We start from the raw sequence: 19,693 nt of genomic DNA on the forward strand, positions 1-19,693 counted from the left end.
CCGCGTCACCCCCCCGCCTTACGGCCGGAACCGCAGCACCTGCGGGTCGTGGTCGCTGTTCTGCCGCGCGAACTCGGCGTTGATGTGCACGCTGTCGTACGCGAACCGACCGACCCCCGGGCTCGTCAGGATCTGGTCGAGAACCTGGGAGTTGCCCTGGTAGACGTACGAGTAACGCTCCGCGCGCGGAAGGGACTTGACGGCCGCCTTCAGTGCGCCGCCGGCCGTGAGGGTCTCGGTCGTGGCCGAGAACTCGAAGTCGTTGATGTCACCGAGCACCACGACGTCCGCGCTCTTCTGCGCCTTCAGGACCTTCTTCACGAACGCGTTGACCGACGCCGCCTGCAGATGCCGCTGCTTCTCCGAGGAGCGGTTCGGCGGCTGGTGGTGCGAGACCAGCGACTCGTCGCCGCCCTTCGAGCCGAAGTGGTTGGCGATCACGAAGACCGTACGGCCGCGGAAGACGAACTCGCCGGCCAGCGGCTTGCGGCTGTTCTCCCACGCCGCGTCCGTCGGGTCGATCCGGCCGGGTGAGTGGGTCAGCGCGGCACGGCCCCGGCTGCGCACCACGTCCGTACCGGTCGTCGCGTCGCCGCCCGGCCGGTCCCTGAACGCCACCCGCTCCGGGTTGAAGAGGAACACCTGACGGATGTTGCCGCCCGGCTCACCGCCGTCCTTCTTGTCCTCCGGGTCGATCGAGCGCCACTCGTACGCCGGGCCCCCCGCCTTCGCGATCGCCGCCGTGAACTTCTTCAGCGTCTCCTCGGCGGACACCGTGCCGTCGTCCGTCGCGCCGTTGTCGTCCTGGATCTCCTCCAGGGCGAGGACGTCCGGGCTCGCCAGGTTGGCGACGACGGCCTGCGCGAGCGCGTCGAACTTCTCCTGCGGGTCCTTCGGGTCCAGGTTCTCCACGTTGTACGTGGCGACCGCCAGCTCGTCCGCGCCCTGCCTGCGGGTCTTCTCGCGCGCCAGGCCCTTGCCGGTGACCTCGCCGAGCGTGCGGGCCGTCAGCGTGTAGCCGCCGAACTGGTTGAAGTCCAGGGGCCCTTCGGTCGTACCGGACAGCACATCCCCGACGTCCGCCCTGGGGAACGGTTTCTCCGCGACCGGCGTCAGCGACTGGATCTGCAGCCGTCCGGTGTTCTGCGCCGCGTACGAGCCGTACACCGTGCCGCCGCGCCGACTGCGGTTCTCGTCCGGCTTCACCGTGATCCACAGCTCGTGGTACGGGTCGGTCGCGCCGACCACCCGCGAGGAGCCGACCGAGACGTTCATGCCCTCCAGGGACTCGTAGAAGTCCAGGGCGTACGCCTCCGGGTCGAGCGCGAGCTTGTTGATGCTGCCGCCGTCCGCCGGGTCGCCCTTCGGGGTGTACGCCGAGGGCACGGCGTCCGCGTCGATCCGCCGCGGCTTCGGCACCGCGCCGCCCGAGGACTCCACGGCCACCGTCGGCTTGGTGATCTGCGTGACCGACTGGTTGCCGGAGTCGGCGCCGCCCGGCACGTACTCGCTGACGGTGCCGGAGACCCGTACGACGTCACCGGGCTTGACGGTCGGCGTGGTCGAGCCGGTGTGGACGAAGACGCCCTCGCTCGTCGCCGGGTCGCCGTCGGGCGCGGTGTCCTGGATCCAGAAGCCGCGCGCCCCGTACGTACGCACCCCCGTCACCGTGCCCGGCACGTCCTTCACCCGCTCCCCGGCCAGCGGGGAGAGCCGGGTGCCGCCCTGGACGTCGTGCACACGGATCTCCGCGGCCGAGGCGGACGAGGTGGTCGAGACGGTGATCAGGCCGGCCGCAAGCGCGGTGGCGAGCACGGCGGCGACGGCGGTGGATCTGCGGGATATACGCGAGGGCATCGTCGGACTCCAGAAGGTGTCAGATGGGGGGTGAGGAGTTGCACAGGCTCTCTACGCGCGTCAATCTCTTGTGTGGCCAAGGGAGTTGTCAAGGCTCGGCCGGTGTACGCCCGTCGAAGGAACGTCCACGTACCCATGAACCGGGCTGCTTGGGTGGAAATCCGTCTACGCTGGGAGCCGCCAAGCCCTGACCGTCCGAGGAGAACCACTCCATGTCCCCAGAACGCCCCACCCTGCCGCCGGTGCGGCTGAACTCCGAGGCGGAACTGGCGCGCGACGCGCTCACCGTTCCGCTGCTCGCCCGCGCCGTGCGGCTCGCTCGCTGGGCGGGGCCGGACACCCGGGTCGGGGCGGGCGGCGAACTCGCCGACGAGCAGCTCCCCGAGGCCGCCGCACTCCTCGGGTACGCGGCGGACGACGAGGACGGGCCCGGATACGCGAGCGAGGCGTGGCGCGTGGCCGTCGACACCGGCCTCGTGGAGATCACCGAGGAGGCCGAGGAGGCCGAGGAGGCCGAGGAGGCCGGGGAGTCCGGGGAGGGCGACGGGGACGAGCCCGAGGCCACCGTCACCCAGGGCGAGGAGCTCGCCCTGCTCACCTCCGGCTCCCCGCAGGACGTCCTCTCCATCTGGCTCACCGCCCTCGACACGGTCCTCGCCGACGCCGCCGTGCCCGACCTGGACGACCTCGTCGGCGCTCTGGAGGAGGGCGGCGAGATCGACCTCGACAGCCTGGGCTGGGACCCGGAGGCGGAGGCCGAGTTCCTGGAGGGCGTCCTCGGCAACCTCTATCTCCTCACCGTCGCCGAGGACGCCCCGGCCGACGCCCCCGTGCCGCTGCCCGCGCTCGCCGCGTCCATGATCGTGCCGGACGACATGGGCGAGCCTTCCGACGACGTCCTGGAGCAGGTCTCCGACGCGATGATGCGGCTCGACGACCAGTTCCGGCTGCTCGAACCCGTCGGGCTCGTCGACTTCACCCCGGTCGACGAGGCGCTGATGGCCGAGGCCGGCGAGGAGCCCGCCGAACTCTCCCCGGACGAGGAGGACATCAGCCGCTACGGCATGGTCCGCCTCACCCCGCTCGGCCTGTACGGCGTGCGCTCCCGCATGCTGGACGCCGGGATCGACGCCCCGGCGGTCGGCGACCTCGCGGACAAGGGTGCCGACGTCCTGCTCGCCGCGACCGCCGACTTCCCCGAGGGCGCCGCGCGCGCCGAGACCGAGCTGTGGCTGCGGCAGCACCAACCGCTGCCCGCGGCACGGGAGTTGCTGGGTGCCGCCCGCGGCGGCGACGAGGACGCGCCGCTGCGCCGGCTCCGCTGCCAGCAGGCCCTGTCCCTGGTCGGCGGGGAGGCCGAGCCCGCGCTCCGCGAGGTCCTCGACGACCCTGAGCTCGGCGGCCTCGCCCGCGTCTGGCTCACCGAGCACGGCGCCGCCGACGTACCGCCGCCCTCCGAGGCGATGATCTACTGGCTGACGATCGACACGGTCGCCGCGCAGCTCGCGGCCGAGGGCAACTCGGAGGAACTCCAGGGGCTCGTCGAGGGCTTGGCGCAGCAGCACGGGGGGTTCTTCGACACGGCCTGGCGGGTGGACCACCCGGCCACGGCGGATGTGCTGGAGGCGATGGGGCGGCTGCACCCCGACAAGAAGGTAGCCAAGGAGGCCCGCAAGGCAGCGTTCAAGGCGCGAAGCGCCGGCCGCTAGTTTTTATCGTTGTGGGCAGTTGTTCCGCAGGGCGATGGGGGTCCCCCCTGCTCGAGCGAAGCCGAGAGCTTGGGGGAGGGTGGGCACAACCCCCGGCGCCGAGTGCGCTGAACGACGAGTTCAGCCCCGGCGCCGGGTGCCGGTTCATGTCCGCAAGTGAGAAGCCCCGTTGAGGTCCAACACCGTCCCCGACGCCCACTCCGCCTCCGGGGACGCGAGCCACCGCACCGCCGCAGCGATCTCCTCCGCCGCCCCCACCCGCCCGAACGGCGACTGCGCGCGGATCGCCTCGCCCTCCGCGCCCTCAAGGCGCCCCGCCACCCGCTCCGTCTCGAAGAAGCCCGGCGCCACCGACGCGACCCCGATCCCGTACGGCCCGAGCGACACCGCGAGCGACTGCCCGAGCGCGTGCACCGCCGCCTTCGTCGCCCCGTACGCCGGATGGTCCGGCTCGCCCCGGAACGCGCCCCGCGAGCCGACGTTGACGATCCGCCCGCCCGTGCCCTGCTCGATCATCCGGCGCCCCGCGAGATGGCTCAGGTTCGCCGTGGCCAGCAGGTTCACCGCGACATGCTGCTGCCACTGCGCCGCCCACTCCCCGTACGAGGTGTCCGGCAGCGGATGCCGGACGTTGACCGCCGCGTTGTTCACCAGTACGTCGATCCCGCCGAGCCCCGTGAACGCCTCCTCGGCGACGCGTGCCGCTCCGGCAGGGTCGGAGATGTCACCGCCGACCAGGACGTGCCCCTCGCCCTCCAATGACGCGAGCGTCGCTTCGGCTTCCGTACGGCGGGAGTTGTAGTGCACGGCGACCCGGTCGCCGTGCGCGGCGAAGGCCTGGGCGACGGCGCGGCCGAGCCCGCGGGAGGCCCCGGAGACCAGGACGCGGCGGCGGCCGGTGGCAGGCAGGTTCATGAAAGCGGCTCTCCAGACGTCGGGCGGTGTTCAACCGCCGTTTATACGCGGCCGTGACCCTGAGCCCGCAGCCACCCCGCTCGGACACACCTGGATCCACCGCTTCGGGAGAGACGATGCCGCTCAGCCGCAGGGAATTCACCAGACGCTCCGCCGTCGCCGGAGCGGGGGTCGCCGTCGTCGGCACCGCCGGGGTGCTCGCCACCACCGACGGAGCCCTCGCCACCCAGGACGCCGCTGAGACCGCGGAGGCGACCGCGAAGGACGACGGCCCCGGCTACGGCCCGCTGATCGACGACCCGGCCGGAATCCTCGCCCTGCCCGCCGGGTTCTCGTACCGCGTCATCACCCGCACCGGCGAGACCCGCCTGGAGACCGGCGAGTTCACGCCCTCCAACCACGACGGCACCGCCACCTTCGAGGGCCCGCGCGGCGCCACCCTGCTCGTCAACAACCACGAGCTGAAGGGCCCGCGCGCCGACTGGGACCACCCGGTGCCGCTCACCGAAGGGCTCGTGTACGACCCGGCCGCGGCCGGCGGCTGCACGGTCGTCGAGGTCCGCCGCGGCGGCGAGGTGGCCGAGTGGGTCGGGATCGCCGGTACGTCCACCAACTGCGCGGGCGGGCGCACCCGTTGGGGCACCTGGCTGACCTGCGAGGAGAACTCCGACCGGGCCGGTGAGAACGGCATGACCAAGGACCACGGCTATGTCTTCGAGGTCGATCCCCTGGACCGCCGCGCCAACCGCCACCCCGAGCCGCTGAAGTTCTTCGGCCGCTACGACCACGAGGCCGTCGTCATCGACCCGAAGCGCGGCCACGCCTACCTCACCGAGGACGACGCCGAGCCCAACGGCCTGTTCTACCGCTGGGTCCCGCCGAAGGGCTTCGAGCACGGCCGCGGCAAGCTCCGCACCCTGGCCGACGGAGCCGGTGTGCTGCAGGCGCCCCAGTGCTACGACTCCGGCGGCCGGTTCGTGGACGACCTCTCCCGCGCCACGAGGATCGGCACCGTGTACGGCGTGGACTGGGTCGACGTCCCGGACCGCGACGCCCGCACCACCCCCGTACGGCAGCAGTTCGCCGACGACGAGGTCACCCGTGGCCGCAAGCTCGAAGGCATGTGGTGGGCGGACGGCGGCGCGTACCTGGTCTCCTCGTACGCCCGCGACGAGAGCCCCGGCAAGCCGCACGACGGCCAGGTCTGGTTCTACGACCCGCGCCGCCGGACGATCACCCTGAAGGTCCTCCTCGGCGTCAACCCGGACCCCTCGAAGGACGGCGCGTTCGACGGCCCGGACAACATCACGGTCTCCCCGTACGGCGGCCTGATCATCTCCGAGGACGGCGAGGGCGTGCAGCACCTCTTCGGCGCCACGGACCGCGGCCGCACGTATCCGATCGCGCGCAACGACCTCAACATTGGTACGGATGCGGAGCCGGAGTACAGCGAGTTCACCGGCGTCGTCTTCTCGCCCGACGGGCGCACGCTGTACGCCAACATCCAGGAGCCGGGCATCATGCTGGCCATCACGGGGCCGTGGAAGCGCCAGCCCCGCTGAGCCGGATGCGTCCCGGCGAAAAACCCTTGGCGCCCCGACTGCCGTTCCTCCTAAGGTAATTCTCGTCCAGGTGCGAAGGCAGGACCTACTTCCGCTGATAACGGGGAGGTCGCGGGTTCGAATCCCGCCGCCGGTACTCATACCGGTGTAGCTCAGGGGCCAGAGCACCTAATGTCGGTTCCGCCGGCCTGAACTCTGGACACCACAACTTCATGCATGTCCTGCACCTCCCGGTGCGCGGGCTGCGGCTACTTCCTCTCAAGAATTCACGCCGCCGCCACTCTTGAACTCGGGAGGCCAAGGCATCGGTGAGCCCGGTGCGTAGGCAACGGTTACTTCTTTGATCGAAGGGTTGCGGGTTCGAGTCCCGTCATCGACTCCGGGTCGGTGTAGCTCAACTGGGTAGAGCATTCGGATAGTCCGTCGCCGCTTCTGAACTCGGGCTCTGCCGTGCCGTCAGCCTCCCCCTGATTCCGTATCTCTCTTACGATCTCTCACGCATTGAATTCGGGGGAATTCTCATGGCGCGTTTCAACACCCGCAACTCCGGCCCGCGCGGCACCTCGCGCGTGACGTCCACCGGCCGCACCCTCCGTACGTACGAGGGTGGACGCGGTACCGAGCGGGACGCACGCTCCGAGCTCTTCCTTCTGTCGATCGCCAACTTCGTGGCCCAGCAGACCTTCTACGAGGACGGCGCCGCGCGCGACGACCGCTTCGCGCGGCTGGTGCGCCGTCTCGCGATCGAGGACCCGGAGTGGACCGCGGGCCTGCTCGCCTGGCTGCGCGGCGAGGGCAACCTGCGTACCGCCGCCCTCGTCGGCGCCGCCGAGTACGTCAAGGCCCGCCTGGACGCCGGGGTGTCCGACGGCCCGTCGAACCGGCAGGTCATCGCCTCCGTGCTGCGCCGCCCGGACGAGCCCGGAGAGCTGCTCGGCTACTGGACCGCGACGTACGGCCGCGCCGTTCCGAAGCCCGTCAAGCGCGGCGTCGCGGACGCGGTGCGCCGGCTCTACCACGGCAAGTCGCTGCTCAAGTACGACACTTCGAGCAAGGGCTACCGCTTCGGCGACATCCTGAACCTCGTGCACGCCGCGCCCGACCCGGACAAGCCGTGGCAGGGCGACCTGTTCCAGTACGCGCTCGACCGGCGGCACAACCCGGACACGGCCGTGCCGCCCGCCTCGGTGCCGGTGCTCGCCGCGCACCGCGCGCTGATGGCGCTGCCCGTCGCCGAGCGGCGCGCCGTGGTCACCGCGCCCGACGGGCCCGAGCGGCTCGCCGCGGCCGGGATCACCTGGGAGGCGCTCGCGGGCTGGCTGCAGGGGCCGATGGACAAGGCCGCGTGGGAGGCCGTGATTCCATCCATGGGCGCCATGGCGCTCGTACGGAACCTGCGGAACTTCGACGAGGCCGGGGTCTCGGACGAGGTCGCGCAGCGGGTCGCGGCGAAGATCTCCGACCCGGCCGAGGTGGCGCGCTCGCGGCAGTTCCCGTTCCGGTACCTGGCCGCGTACCAGCACGCACCGTCGCTGCGCTGGGCCTACCCGCTGGAGCGGGCGCTCGGGCACTCGCTGGCCAACGTGCCCGCGCTGCCCGGCCGCACCCTGATCCTCGTCGACCGGTCCGGGTCGATGTGGGGCCGCCTGTCGGAGCGTTCCGAGCTCAACCGGGCCGACGCCGCCGCGATCTTCGGTACGGCGCTCGCGATGCGGGCCGAGTCGGCGGAGCTGGTGCAGTTCGGCTCGACCAGCTCCTCGGTGACGTGCCGCAAGGGCGAGTCGGTCCTCAAGGTCCTGGAGCGCTTCGGAGACCTGGGCGGCACCGACACGACCACGGCGGTACGCCGATTCTACGGCGGCCACGACCGGGTGCTGATCGTCACCGACGAGCAGTACGCGTACAGCGCGCTCGGCGACCCGACCGAGCAGGTCCCGGCGGACGTGCCCGTCTACACCTGGAACCTCGCGGGCTACCGCGCGGGCCATGGCGAGTCGGGCAAGCTGAACAGGCACACGTTCGGCGGGCTCTCGGACGCGGCCTTCCGCATGGTTCCGCTCCTTGAGCGGGGCCGGGACGCGGACTGGCCGTGGGTGGCGTGAGCGATGCCTGACGACGAGGGTCCGTCCGGCCACGGGGGTCCGTCCCGCCACGGGGGGGGGGCGGGACGGGCCCTCGGCTTGTGCGCCGCGCGTCAGAGGGTGAGGCTGCGGATCAGCTTGTCTCGCCGGAAATCCCTTGATTCGACGGTGAGTTCACCGCCCTCGCCGACCAGGAGCCGGAGGCCCTGCGACTCGGCGCCGGACAGCGCCTCCTCGCCGCCGTTGCCGTCCGGGCCGAACATGGTCTGGATGAAGCCGGTGTTGACCACGGTGAACCCGGCGGGGTCGCCGCCTTCCACGACCTTCTTCGCGGCCCAGTCGTCGCGGTTCAGGTCCCAGTGGGTGTGGCCGGAGAAGAACACCACGTTGGGGTGGCGGCCGAGGATGGTCAGCAGCTCGGTCTCGTCCACGAAGTCCTGGTCGTAGAAGCGCGCCGCGTCAGGACCCGTCGTACCCGAGACGGTGCCCGGCAGTACGTGGTGGCTGAAGACCAGGACGTGCGGCTGGTCCGCGTGCGCCGCCAACGCGCCGTCAAGCCAGTCGAGTTGGGAGGCGCCCAGGGTGACGAACGGCGGGCTGGTGCCGTTCACGGCGGGCGCCGTGGTCCCGATGAAGAGCAGCGGCAGCCCGGCGGCCGTGGTCTGCGAGTACACGTCCGGCATGCCCGTGTACTGCAGGAACCGCTTGACCTGGGTGTCGAACGGGTCCGCGTTGTACTGCTCGTGGTTGCCGAGGGCGGCGAGCACCCGGTCCGGGTGGCTGTGGTCGGCGAGGGTCCCGTACAGATCCTCGTACTGCGCTTGCGTGCCCTGCGCCACCAGGTCACCGGCGATCACCAGGGCGTCGGAGCGGCCGAGTGCGGCGAGGTTGTCGAGGGCGCGGCCGAGGTCGGCCAGATCGCCCTGGACGTCGCTGATCACGTCGAGGGTCGCGGCCGCGGCGGGTCGGGGGCGGGCGGCGGCCTGCGCGGCGGTGAGCCCGCCGAGCGGAATCGTGGCGAGCGCGAGACCGCCCGCCGTGAGGATGCTTCTGCGGGTGGGGGGAGTCATGGGCGGCAAGGTAACTCGCCCTGGGTGAAGGGTCGTTGGACGGAACGTTGCGGGTTGTTGGACTCGCCGCGAGGAGCCGCGGAGGGGCGGCACCGGCAACGGATGCGGCGCCCGGTCGGCAGGCGGACGATGGAAGGGAGGGGCCGGCCGCGGGCGCGGCCGCGCCGACGACGACCGACTCCGTGACGTCCGTACGAGCAGAACGGAGGGCGTGATCATGATCGAGGTCAAGGCGGTGGAGAAGCCGGACGAGCGGCGGGACTTCCCGCGCGGTCACCTCGAAGCGGTCCATCTGACAGGGCTCGACTTCGCCGTGGGCACCTTCGAGCCCGGCTGGCGCTGGTCCGAGTCCGTGGCCCCGCTCGCGGGGACCGACAGCTGCCAGATCCACCACAACGGCTATGTCGTACAGGGCCGGATGCGGATCCGGATGGACGACGGTGCGGAGGCCGAGGTCGGACCGGGCGATGTCTTCGTGTTGCCGCCCGGGCACGATGCGTGGGTCGTCGGTGACGATCAGGTCGTGCTGTACGACTTCGCCGGTGGTATGGCGCAGGACTACGCGAAGCCGTCGAGCTGAAACGGCCGCCCGACCGGGCTTCCCCGGGGCACACGACAGGGCGGCCACGCTTTCGTGACCGCCCTGACGCGCACGGCTGCCTGCGTACGGATGCCTGCGTACGGATGCCTGCGTACAGCTGCCTGCGTACGGCTGCCTGCGTGCGGCTAGAGCGCCTGCGCCGCGGGCTTCACCATGCCGCGGACCGTGCGGGACTTCACGAACTCGCCCATGCCCGTCATCTCCCACTCGCCGGAGAACTGGCGGATCAGCTTGGCCATCATCACGCCGGTCTGCGGCTCGGCGCCGGTCAGGTCGAAGCGGACCAGCTCCTCGTTCGTGGCGGCGTCGATCAGGCGGCAGTAGGCCTTCGCGACCTCGTTGAACTTCTGGCCCGAGAACGAGTTCACCGTGAAGACCAGGCCGGAGACCTCCTGCGGGAGGCGGCCGAGGTCGACCACGATGACCTCGTCGTCCCCGCCGCCCTCACCCGTGAGGTTGTCGCCGGAGTGCTTGATGGCGCCGTTGAGGATGGCGAGCTTGCCGAAGTAGCAGCTGTCGACGTGGTTGCGGCTCGGGCCGTACGCGATGACCGAGGCGTCCAGGTCGATGTCCTTGCCGCGGAACGCGGGCTCCCAGCCGAGGCCCATCTTGACCTGCGAGAGCAGCGGCTTGCCGCCCTTGACCAGGGACACCGTCTGGTTCTTCTGCAGGCTGACGCGGCCCTTGTCCAGGTTGATCTTGCCGGTGCCGGGGGCGTTCGGACCGCCGGCCGGGGCCGGGGGAGCGGGCGGCGGAGGCGTCTGCGCCATCGCACGCGCGGGCTCGGGCGCGGACGGGGCGGGCGGGGCCGCGGGAGCGGGCGGCGGGGTCTGGACGGGCGCGGCGACCGGGGCGGCGGGGGCGGCCGGCTCCTCGTCGACGGAGACGCCGAAGTCGGTGGCGATGCCGGCGAGGCCGTTCGCGTACCCCTGGCCGACCGCGCGGGCCTTCCACGCGCCGTTGCGGAGGTAGATCTCCACGACGACGAGCGCGGTCTCGGCGCCGAGCTGCGGCGGGGTGAAGGTGGCGAGGGTGGCGCCGCCGTCCGCGTCCCGGATGGTGGCCGTGGGCTCGACGCCCTGGAAGGTCTGGCCCGCGGCGTCCGGGCTCGCGGTGACGACGATCTTCTCGATGCCCGCCGGGACCGCCGAGGTGTCCACCGTGATCGCGTCGGGCGCGGAGCCGCCGCCCGAGCGATAGGTGACACCGGGGCCCGAGGGCTGGTTGTAGAAGATGAAGTCGTCGTCGGAGCGCACCTTGCCGTCGGCGGTGAGCAGCAGGCCCGATACGTCGAGCCGCACCGGGGCGGCGACGTCCACCGTCACGCGCGCGGCGGAGAGAGGGATGTTCGAGCCGGGGGTCATAGCTGTCATGCCCCAGGTAACGAACGACCCCGCTTTACCGTTCCCTTACTCCGGCAGGTTTCACCGGCCCGATGCGGAGCCGTGACCCTCGCGGGTCACGGGCCACGGCCCCCGGAACGGATCAGTCCGGTACGACCACCGTCTTGCGCCCCGCCCCGGACGCGAAGTGGTCGAGCGCCTCCGGGTAGCGGGAGAGCGGGAGACGGTCGCTGATGAACACCTCCGGGTCGAGCACGCCCCCGGCGAACAGCTCCGCCGCCCGCTCGTAGCTGTGCAGGACGGCCATCGATCCGGTGATGGTGATCTCCTGGTTGTAGATCCGGTACGGGCTGATCGTCGCCGTCGTCGCGTAGTCGGCCACGCCGAACTGCAGGAACGTGCCCGCCTTGGCGACCCGGTCCAGGCCGTCCTGGATCGCGGCGCCGTTGCCGGTCGCGTCGACCACGATGTCCCAGCCCTGCGGCCGGTCAAGCTCGTCGGCGCTCGTGGCCGCGCCCGTGACGCCCAACTGCCGTGCGGTGGCGAGGCGTTCGGGGTTGACGTCGAGGACGTCGACGCTGGCCGCGCCGGTGCGCTTGGCGAGCTCCAGCATCATCAGGCCCATGGTGCCGGAGCCGTAGATCAGGACGTGGGCGCCGAGGCGGGCGCGCAGCACGTCGTAGCCGCGTACCGCGCAGGAGAGCGGTTCGATCAGGGCGGCGTCGGCGGTGCGGACGTGCTCGGGCAGGCGGACGCAGTTGGCGACGGGGGCCACCGCGTACTGTGCGGCTCCGCCCGCGGTGGAGACGCCGATCGCCGCCCAGCGCTCGCAGAGGTTGTTGTGGCCGGTACGGCAGTAGCGGCACTCGTAGCAGTAGAGCGACGGGTCGACCGCCACCCGGTCGCCGATCCGCAGCTCGGTCACCTCGCTGCCGAGGCCGACGACCGCACCGGCGAACTCGTGGCCCGGCACGATCGGCAGGGAGGGCGCGAACTCGCCCTGGAGGATGTGCAGATCCGTGCCGCACAGGCCGCAGGCGGCGACCTCGACGACCACCTGGCGGGGGCCCGGCGCGGGGTCCGGGACCTCGGAGACAGTGACCTTGCCGACGGACTCGATGACGGCTGCCTTCATAGGGCGGCTCCCGGGTTCATTTCACGGCTCCTAGCGACAGGCCCTGGACCAGCTTGTCCTGGGCGGCGAAACCGGCGGCGAGCACCGGCAGCGAGATGACGAGGGACGCGGCGCACACCTTGGCCAGGAACAGGCCCTGGCTGGTGATGAAGCCGGTGAGGAAGACGGGCGCCGTCTGGGCGACCACACCCGTGAGGACCCGGGCGAAGAGCAGCTCGTTCCAGCTGAAGATGAAGCAGATCAGGGCCGTGGCCGCGATGCCGGGCAGCGCGATGGGGGCCACCACGCGGCCGAGGACCGTCGGCAGCCTCGCTCCGTCCACCCGCGCCGCCTCGATCACGGCGACCGGCACCTCCGCGAGGAAGGACTGCATCATCCAGACGGCGATCGGCAGGTTCATCGAGGTGTAGAGCAGGACGAGCAGCCAGATGTTGTCGAGCAGCCCGGCGTTCTTCGCGAACAGATAGATCGGCAGCAGGCCCGCGACGACCGGCAGCATCTTCGTCGACAGGAAGAAGAACAGGACGTCGGTCCACTTCTTCACCGGCCGGATGGACAGGGCGTACGCGGCCGGCAGCGCGAGCAGCAGGACGAGCAGCGTCGAGGCGAGCGAGGCGACCGTGGAGTTGATCAGCGCGGGCCAGGGGCTCGCCCCGCCGTCGAGGCCGAAGAACTCGCGGTAGCCGTCGAGGGTGAGGGGAGCGGCGACGGAGGGCGGGTTGGTGGCCGCGTCCTGCTCGGAGTGGAAGGACGTCAGGCCCATCCACGCCAGCGGCAGGGCGAAGGCGAGGGCGGCGAGCCAGGCGAGGACGCCGAGGCCCGAGCGGCGTATCCGTACAACGAAGGTCGTGCGGGGCGCGTTCATGCGCGGGACACCTCCTCACGGAACAGGGACGACACCACGCGCAGCGCGAACGTCGCGATGACCAGGGAGCCGAGGACGACGAGGACGCCCGCCGCGGAGGCGAGGCCGTTCTCGTGGGCCTGGTAGAAGGACTGGTAGACGGTGTAGGGCAGGTTGGCGGTGCCCAGGCCGCCGGAGGTGATCGTGAAGACGGCGTCGAAGTTCTGCACGATGTAGATCGATCCGAGCAGGGCGCCGAGTTCGAGGTAGCGGCGCAGGTGCGGCAGGGTCATATGGCGGAAGATCTGCCAGTTGCCGGCGCCGTCGATGCGGGCCGCCTCCAGGAGTTCGGGGGAGCGGCTCTGCAGTCCGGCGAGCAGGATCAGCATCATGAACGGCGTCCACTGCCAGATCAGCGAGGCCTCGATGGCCATCAGCGGCATGGTCGACACCCAGTCGGGCTGCGGCCCTCCGACGAGGCTCAACAGGCCGTTGAACAGGCCGTATTCGGGGTTGAAGAGCACGTGCTTCCACAGCAGCGCGGCGGCCACGGGCACGAGCAGGAACGGCGCGATCAGCAGCGTACGGACGAGGCCGCGGCCCCGGAACGGCCGGTCGAGGAGGAGCGCGAGGCAGAGCCCGAGGACCAGGCTCACCAGGACGACGGTCGCGGTGAGGGCGATCGTGGTGAGGACCGAGCGGCGCAGGTCGGGGTCGGTGAGGACCTCGGCGTAGTTGCCGAGTCCGGCGAAGCCGCGGGCCTCGGGATAGAGGGCGTTCCAGTCGAAGAAGGAGATCACCAGGGTGGCCACGAACGGCAGTTGGGTGATCACGATCATGAAGACCAGAGCGGGGAGCAGCGGCGCCCGCGTGGCCCAGGCCCGCAGCCGGACCGGGGGAGTGGCGGCGCGCGGCGCGGTCGCCGCGCGGGTGACGGTGGTGGTGGTCATCGGCCCTCGTACTCCTCGGAGATCTTCTCGGCGAGCCGCTGCGACGTCGCCAGGGCGCTGTCCACGGACTGGCGGCCCGCGATGGCCGCGCTGATCTCCTGCGAGACCTGGGTGCCGAGGTCGGTGAACTCGGGAATGCCGACGAACTGGATGCCGGGCGCGGGCCGCGGCTGCACGCCCGGGTCGCGCGGCCGCGCCGAGGCGATGGCGTTCCGCGTCACCTCCTGGAAGGCGGCTGCCTCCCGCCGGTACTCCGGGATCTCGTACGTGGAGGCCCGCTTGCCCGCCGGTACGTTGGCCCAGCCGAACTTCTCGCCGACGAGCCGCTCGTACTCCTTGCCCGAGGCCCAGGAGATGAACTTCCAGGCCTTGTCCGGATTCGGGGACGCCTTCTGCAGGCCCCAGGCCCAGGTGTAGAGCCAGCCGGAGGACTCCGTGCGCACGACCGGCGCCGGTACGTATCCGACCTTGCCCTTGACCGGGGACTTCGCCGCCTCCAGGGAACCCGCGGCGGCCGTGGCGTCGTACCACATGGCCGTCTTGGACTGGGTGAGGTTGTTGAGGCACTCCGCGTACCCGGACTGGGCGGCGCCCGACTGGCCGTGCTCGCGCACCAGTCGGACGTAGAAGCGCGTGGCCTCCTTGAACTCCTCGCTGTCCAGGCGGGCCGTCCAGTCCTTCTCGAACCAGGTGCCGCCGAAGGTGTTGACGACGCTGGTGAGCGGCGCCGTCAGCTCGCCCCAGCCCGGCAGCCCGCGCAGGCAGATGCCCTTCATGCCGGGTTCGGCGCGGTCCACCTTCGCGGCGAGCTCGGCGACCTGCTGCCAGGTGGGCCGCGCGGGCATGTCCAGGCCGTGCCGGGCGAACACGTCCTTGCGGTACATCAGGAAGGACGACTCGCCGTAGAAGGGCTCGCCGTACAGCTTCCCGTCGTCGCCGGTGAGGGACTGGCGCATCGGGGGCAGGATGTCGCCCTGGTCGAAGCGGGTGTCCTTGCGTGCGTACGGGCCGAGTTCGCGCAGCCAGCCGTTCTTGGCGTAGATCGGTATCTCGTAGTTGCTGAGCGTCGCCACGTCGTACTGGCCCGCCTGGTTGGCGAAGTCCTGGCTGATCTTGTCGCGGACGTCGTTCTCCGGGAGCACCGTGAAGTTCACCTTGATGCCGGTCTGCTGCGTGAAGTGGGCGGCGGTGAGCTTCTGGAGCTCCATCATCTGCGGGTTGTTGACCATCAGTACGTCGATGGAGTCACCGGAACCGGTCCCGCCGGCTCCGGTCCAGCAGCCGGAGAGCAACAGCGCGCCTGCGGCGGCCGCGGCGAGCGGGGCGCGCGGCTTCCTTCGGCTCTGGGTTCGCATGAACGCTCCTCGGGTGTGCGGGTGTGCGGGTGTGCGGGGGTGCGGGTCAGACGCGGAGGACCTGGGGCCCTTGCAGGGCGTAGCGCTGGGCCTCGGCGGCGGGCAGCTGGGTGTCCGTGACGATCGCCTCGAACTCGCCGATGTGCGCGAACCGGCAGAAGCTCACGGCCCCGAACTTGGTGTGGACCCCGGCGAACACATGCCGCCGGGCCGCCCGCATGGCCTGCCGTTTGACCTCGCTCACGGCGGGATCGGGGGTGGTGAGTCCGTGCTCGCGGGAGATGCCGTTGGCCCCGATGTACGCGAGGTCGACGACGAAGCCGGAGAGCATCCTGGTCGTCCAGTGGTCGACGGTGGCGAGAGTGCCGGGCCGCACCCGGCCGCCGAGCAGCAGCACCGTCGTGTCGTTCGCCGCCTCGGCGAGGGCGTTCGCGGTGGCGAGCGAGGCGGTGAGGACGGTGAGGGGGCGGTCCGTCGGCAGCGCTTCGGCGATGAGCTGCGGGGTGAAGCCCTCGTCGACGAAGACGGTCTCGGCGTCGCCGAGCAGATCGGCCGCGGCGGCCGCGATCCGGCGCTTCTCGGGTACGCGCATGGTGGTGCGGTACGCCAGGGTCGTCTCGAAGCCGGCGCTCTCCACGGGGTACGCGCCGCCGTGGGTACGGCGGACCAGGCCGTGGTCCTCCAGGGCGCGCAGGTCGCGGCGGACGGTCTCCTTGGCGACGCCGAGCTCGGCCGCGAGGGCCGTGACGTCGACGCTGCCGGCGCGCCGGGCGGCCCGGACGATCTCCCGCTGGCGTTCCTCGGCACTCACGGGTGGCTCCTCTCCTCGGACGGGGGTGCCCGTTCGGGCGCCCTGAGGAAAGTTCTACCGGGCGGGGCGGGGTGGGGGCATGTCCGGGGTGGGGCGGAACGTGCCCGCTTCGCAAGCGCCGGAGGGGCTCAAAAATGAGCCCCTCCGGCGATTGAGGAGCGGGGGTCCGGGGGCGGAGCCCCCTGGGGGTGACCGTTCGTGCCCGTACTGTGCCCGGTTTCTGCCCGCCCGGCAGGGCGCCCGCTCGGGCGTCAGCGCGGCCACATGGGCGGGCTCGTGCAGAAGGGGCCGCCCAGGTGCGCGTGGTCCGGGTCGGAGTCGTCCAGCTCGCCCTGCTCGGCGACGAGCTTCTCCGCGTACCGCTCCGAATCGTCGCGCGGCTCGTACCCGAGTGCGCGGGCGCTCGAAAGGTCCCACCACAGGCGGGAGTTGGCGGACGAGCCGTACACGACCGTGTGTCCGACCTCCGGCGCGGTCAGCGCGGCGTGGAAGAGCCGGGCGCCGTCGGCCGGGCTCATCCAGACCGACAGCATCCGCACCGACGTCGGCTCGGGGAAGCAGGAGCCGATCCGCACGGACACCGTCTCCAGGCCGTGCCGGTCCCAGTAGAGCTGCGCGAGGTCCTCGCCGAAGGCCTTGGAGAGGCCGTAGTACGTGTCGGGGCGGCGCGGCGTGTCGACCGGGATCAGCGGGTCGCCGGGGCGCGGGCGCGGGGTGAAGCCGACGGCGTGGTTGGAGGAGGCGAAGACGATCCGCCGCACGCCCTCCTCGCGGGCCGCCTCGTACAGGTGGTAGGTGCCCTCGATGTTGGCGCGCAGGACGTTCTCGAACGAGGACTCCAGCGAGATGCCCGCCAGGTGGACGATCGCGTCCACACCCCGGACGGCCGCGCGCAGGGCGTCCTTGTCGGCCAGGTCGGCGGTGATCGCGTCCGGCGCGCCCTCCACGGGGACCAGGTCGAGGAGGCGCAGCTCGTACCCGTACCGCGGAAGCAGCTCGCGCATCAGCGTGCCGACGCCGCCCGCGGCGCCGGTGAGCAGGACGGTGCGGGGCGCGGCCATGAACTCTCCTCCATCGGACAGGCAAACAAACGCACAGACAGTCATTCACATGCTCGGACAAGCTGGGAAGTGCGACTCGGTGACGTCAAGACCGGCGCCGAAGTGGGTGGTTGACGGATTCTACTGATCCCTGACCGGCGTCGCCCGCCGCCTTAGCGTGGTCGAGTTCAGAAATGTGGACAGCGATCAGAATCGCGAGGGAGAGCCCGTGACGTCAGCCCCGCTCGCCGCCCGACTCCGCGTCCCCAGCGGGCCCTTGTTCTTCCCCGTCACCGCGTTCGGGCCGGACGGCGCGGTCGACCTCGACGCGTTCCGTACGCACGTGCGCGCCGGGATCGAGGCGGGCGGCGCCGCCGTCTTCGCCTGCTGCGGCACCGGCGAGTTCCACGCGCTGACCCCCGAGGAGTTCCGGGACTGCGTGGCCGCCGCCGTCGAGGAGGCGGGGGAGGCAGCGGAGGCCGAAGGGGCAGCGGAGGCCGAAGGGGCCAGGGAGGCCGGGGGGCGCGTGCCCGTCGTCGCGGGCGTGGGCTACGGCACGGCCCTCGCGGTGCGGTACGCCCGCCTCGCGGAAGAGGCCGGAGCGGACGGCGTCCTCGCCCTGCCGCCGTACCTGGTCGCCGCCGAACAGGCGGGCCTCGTACGGCACTTCACCGCGATCGCCGACGCCACCGCGCTCGACGTGATCGTCTACCAGCGCGACAACGCCGTGTTCACCCCCGCCACCGTGGTCGAACTCGCCCGCCACCCGAGGATCGTCGGCCTCAAGGACGGCCGCGGCGACCTCGACCTGATGCAGGGCATCATCAGCGCCGTCCGGGTCTCCGGCAACAAGGACTTCCTCTACTTCAACGGCCTGCCCACCGCCGAGTGGACCCAGCTGGCCTACCGCGCCCTCGGCGTCACGCTCTACTCCTCGGCGGCGTTCTGCTTCGCCCCCGAGACCGCGCTGGCCTTCCACCGCGCCCTGAACGCCGGTACGCCGGAGGGCGAGCGGCTACTCGTCGAGCTCCTCGACGGCTTCTACCGGCCCCTGGTCGCCCTGCGCGACTCGGGCCGCGGATACGCCGTCTCGCTCGTCAAGGCCGGGGTGCGGCTGCGGGGCCTGGACGTCGGGCCCGTACGGTCACCGCTGACCGAACCGGACCCGGGCACGGTCAAGCAGCTGGCCCAGCTCATCGAACGCGCCCGGAGCTGACCGACGGGACGCCTGCCGGCCAAGGCGGCGCCGCGTGAAGACGTCCGCCTTCCTCTATCCCTGGGACGTGAACGGCGACCCGGAGGCCGCCGCGCGCCTCGTCGACCTCGGCGTCCAGCAGGTCATCCTCGCCTCCGCCTACCACTCCACCCGCGCCCTCACCCCCCGCCACCCGCGCCACCGCGTCGTCACGGCCGCGCACGCCGCCGTACTCCACCCGCCGGGCCCGCCGTGGCAGGGGCGGCGGCTGCGGCCGTACCCGGCGGGGGACTGGGCGCCCGGCGACGCCTTCGCCGAGGCCGCCGCCGCCCTCGCCGACGCGGGGCTCGACGTCCACTCCTGGGTCGTCCTCGCCCACAACTCCCGTATGGGCGCCGACCATCCGGACACCTCCGTCGTCAACGCCTACGGCGACCGCTACCCCTGGGCGCCCTGCATCGCGCAGCCCGAGGTCCGCGCGTACGTCACGACCCTGGCCGCCGACTCCGCCGCGCGCCCCGGCGCGCTCGGCACCGAGCTGGAGTCCTGCGGCTGGTACGGGCTCGCCCATCTGCACGCCCACGACAAGACCTCCGGCGTCCCCCTCGGGGACGCCGCGCAGTACCTGATGTCCCTCTGCTTCTGCGCCGCCTGCGCCCGGGGGTACGAGGACGCCGGGCTGTCCGCCGGGCGGCTCGCGCGCTCCGTACGCGACGCCCTCGCGCCCGTGTGGCGCGGCGAGACCGGCGAGGGCGCGACGGTCGAGCGGCTCCTGGGCGCCGAACTCGCCGCCGCCACCCTGGAGTTCAGGGGCCGTACGGCCCGTACGCTGCAGGAGGACGCGAGCGCGGCGGTACGTGCGGCGGCGCCCGCGGGCTTCCAGGTGCTGCTGCACGCCGACCCCGTTCCGTACCACTGCGGCGCCAACGCGGGCGTCGAGCCGTCTCATGTGCTCGCGGTGGCGGACGGGGTGGTGGTGCCGTGCACGGGCGGGCCCGCCCTGCTCGCGCCGTTCGCCGCGGCCGCCCCACCGGGGACGGTCCTCGCCGCCAACCTCACCGTGGTGAGCGGCATGGGCGGCGCACCCGGCACCCTCGCCCGGGACGCGGAACGCGCCGCCCGCGCGGGCGCGACGGAGCTGCGGCTCTACCACGCGGGCCTGGCGTCGGACGCGGACCTGGCGGAGGTACGGCGGGCGCTGCGGAGGTAAGCCGTCCGGCGCCCA

Annotated in this window: 16 protein-coding genes; 6 read left to right on the forward strand and 10 right to left on the reverse strand. The window is 71.9% G+C overall.

What is annotated here, in order from left to right:
* Window positions 1-18: 18 nt before the first annotated feature.
* A complete protein-coding gene (locus QIT00_RS23155; RefSeq protein WP_282537281.1) occupies window positions 19-1,857 on the reverse strand; it encodes an endonuclease/exonuclease/phosphatase family protein in 1,839 nt (612 codons plus the stop codon).
* 212 nt (window positions 1,858-2,069) lie between these two features.
* Here QIT00_RS23155 and QIT00_RS23160 point away from each other — a divergent pair, with 212 nt between their 5' ends.
* On the forward strand, window positions 2,070-3,566 hold the full coding sequence (locus tag QIT00_RS23160; RefSeq protein WP_282537282.1) for a hypothetical protein: 1,497 nt from the start codon (window positions 2,070-2,072) through the stop codon (window positions 3,564-3,566).
* A 144-nt stretch (window positions 3,567-3,710) separates the two neighbouring features.
* Here the strand turns inward: QIT00_RS23160 and QIT00_RS23165 are convergent, their stop codons facing one another.
* Window positions 3,711-4,481 (reverse strand): SDR family NAD(P)-dependent oxidoreductase, encoded by a 771-nt coding sequence (locus QIT00_RS23165; protein WP_282537283.1) that lies wholly within the window; start codon window positions 4,479-4,481, stop codon window positions 3,711-3,713.
* Between the two features lie 116 nt (window positions 4,482-4,597).
* On the opposite strand from QIT00_RS23165, the gene QIT00_RS23170 reads away from it, so the two are divergent.
* Both QIT00_RS23170 and QIT00_RS23175 read left to right on the forward strand, forming a co-directional pair.
* Window positions 4,598-6,043, forward strand: coding sequence for an alkaline phosphatase PhoX (locus QIT00_RS23170; protein ID WP_282537284.1), 1,446 nt, complete (start codon window positions 4,598-4,600; stop codon window positions 6,041-6,043).
* 521 nt (window positions 6,044-6,564) lie between these two features.
* A complete protein-coding gene (locus tag QIT00_RS23175; protein ID WP_282537285.1) occupies window positions 6,565-8,145 on the forward strand; it encodes a TROVE domain-containing protein in 1,581 nt (526 codons plus the stop codon).
* Window positions 8,146-8,237: 92 nt separating this feature from the next.
* Here QIT00_RS23175 and QIT00_RS23180 read toward each other — a convergent pair whose 3' ends face one another.
* Window positions 8,238-9,194, reverse strand: coding sequence for a DUF4073 domain-containing protein (locus QIT00_RS23180; RefSeq protein WP_282537286.1), 957 nt, complete (start codon window positions 9,192-9,194; stop codon window positions 8,238-8,240).
* 217 nt (window positions 9,195-9,411) lie between these two features.
* Between QIT00_RS23180 and QIT00_RS23185 the strand changes: the two genes are divergently transcribed.
* Window positions 9,412-9,774 (forward strand): cupin domain-containing protein, encoded by a 363-nt coding sequence (locus QIT00_RS23185; protein ID WP_282537287.1) that lies wholly within the window; start codon window positions 9,412-9,414, stop codon window positions 9,772-9,774.
* A gap of 146 nt (window positions 9,775-9,920) precedes the next feature.
* Here QIT00_RS23185 and QIT00_RS23190 read toward each other — a convergent pair whose 3' ends face one another.
* The 7 genes from QIT00_RS23190 to QIT00_RS23220 form a co-directional block, all read right to left on the reverse strand.
* Window positions 9,921-11,159, reverse strand: a complete 1,239-nt coding sequence (locus tag QIT00_RS23190) for a TerD family protein (protein WP_282537333.1) — start codon at window positions 11,157-11,159, stop codon at window positions 9,921-9,923.
* A 121-nt stretch (window positions 11,160-11,280) separates the two neighbouring features.
* Window positions 11,281-12,273, reverse strand: a complete 993-nt coding sequence (locus QIT00_RS23195) for a zinc-dependent alcohol dehydrogenase family protein (protein ID WP_282537288.1) — start codon at window positions 12,271-12,273, stop codon at window positions 11,281-11,283.
* Window positions 12,274-12,289: 16 nt separating this feature from the next.
* Window positions 12,290-13,138: a carbohydrate ABC transporter permease gene (locus tag QIT00_RS23200; RefSeq protein WP_282537289.1), complete on the reverse strand. Its 849-nt coding sequence runs from the start codon at window positions 13,136-13,138 to the stop codon at window positions 12,290-12,292.
* Entirely contained in the window at window positions 13,135-14,067 is a 933-nt protein-coding gene (locus QIT00_RS23205) for a carbohydrate ABC transporter permease (protein WP_282537290.1), read from the reverse strand. The genes QIT00_RS23200 and QIT00_RS23205 overlap by 4 nt, the downstream gene beginning before the upstream one ends.
* The gene (locus QIT00_RS23210) at window positions 14,064-15,422 is read right to left on the reverse strand and encodes an ABC transporter substrate-binding protein (protein WP_282537291.1); all 1,359 of its coding nucleotides are present in this window, start codon (window positions 15,420-15,422) and stop codon (window positions 14,064-14,066) included. The genes QIT00_RS23205 and QIT00_RS23210 overlap by 4 nt, the downstream gene beginning before the upstream one ends.
* 46 nt (window positions 15,423-15,468) lie before the next feature.
* Window positions 15,469-16,233 (reverse strand): DeoR/GlpR family DNA-binding transcription regulator, encoded by a 765-nt coding sequence (locus QIT00_RS23215; protein ID WP_282537292.1) that lies wholly within the window; start codon window positions 16,231-16,233, stop codon window positions 15,469-15,471.
* Between the two features lie 251 nt (window positions 16,234-16,484).
* Window positions 16,485-17,294 carry an NAD-dependent epimerase/dehydratase family protein gene (locus tag QIT00_RS23220; protein ID WP_282537293.1) on the reverse strand — a complete coding sequence of 270 codons (810 nt, stop codon included), beginning with the start codon at window positions 17,292-17,294 and terminating at the stop codon, window positions 16,485-16,487.
* 208 nt (window positions 17,295-17,502) lie between these two features.
* Between QIT00_RS23220 and QIT00_RS23225 the strand changes: the two genes are divergently transcribed.
* Both QIT00_RS23225 and QIT00_RS23230 read left to right on the forward strand, forming a co-directional pair.
* On the forward strand, window positions 17,503-18,489 hold the full coding sequence (locus tag QIT00_RS23225; protein WP_282537294.1) for a 5-dehydro-4-deoxyglucarate dehydratase: 987 nt from the start codon (window positions 17,503-17,505) through the stop codon (window positions 18,487-18,489).
* 34 nt (window positions 18,490-18,523) lie between these two features.
* The gene (locus QIT00_RS23230; protein WP_282537295.1) at window positions 18,524-19,678 is read left to right on the forward strand and encodes a hypothetical protein; all 1,155 of its coding nucleotides are present in this window, start codon (window positions 18,524-18,526) and stop codon (window positions 19,676-19,678) included.
* The last annotated feature ends 15 nt before the right edge of the window (window positions 19,679-19,693 follow it).

This window comes from Streptomyces luteolus, assembly GCF_029968015.1.
Taxonomy (GTDB): domain Bacteria; phylum Actinomycetota; class Actinomycetes; order Streptomycetales; family Streptomycetaceae; genus Streptomyces; species Streptomyces luteolus.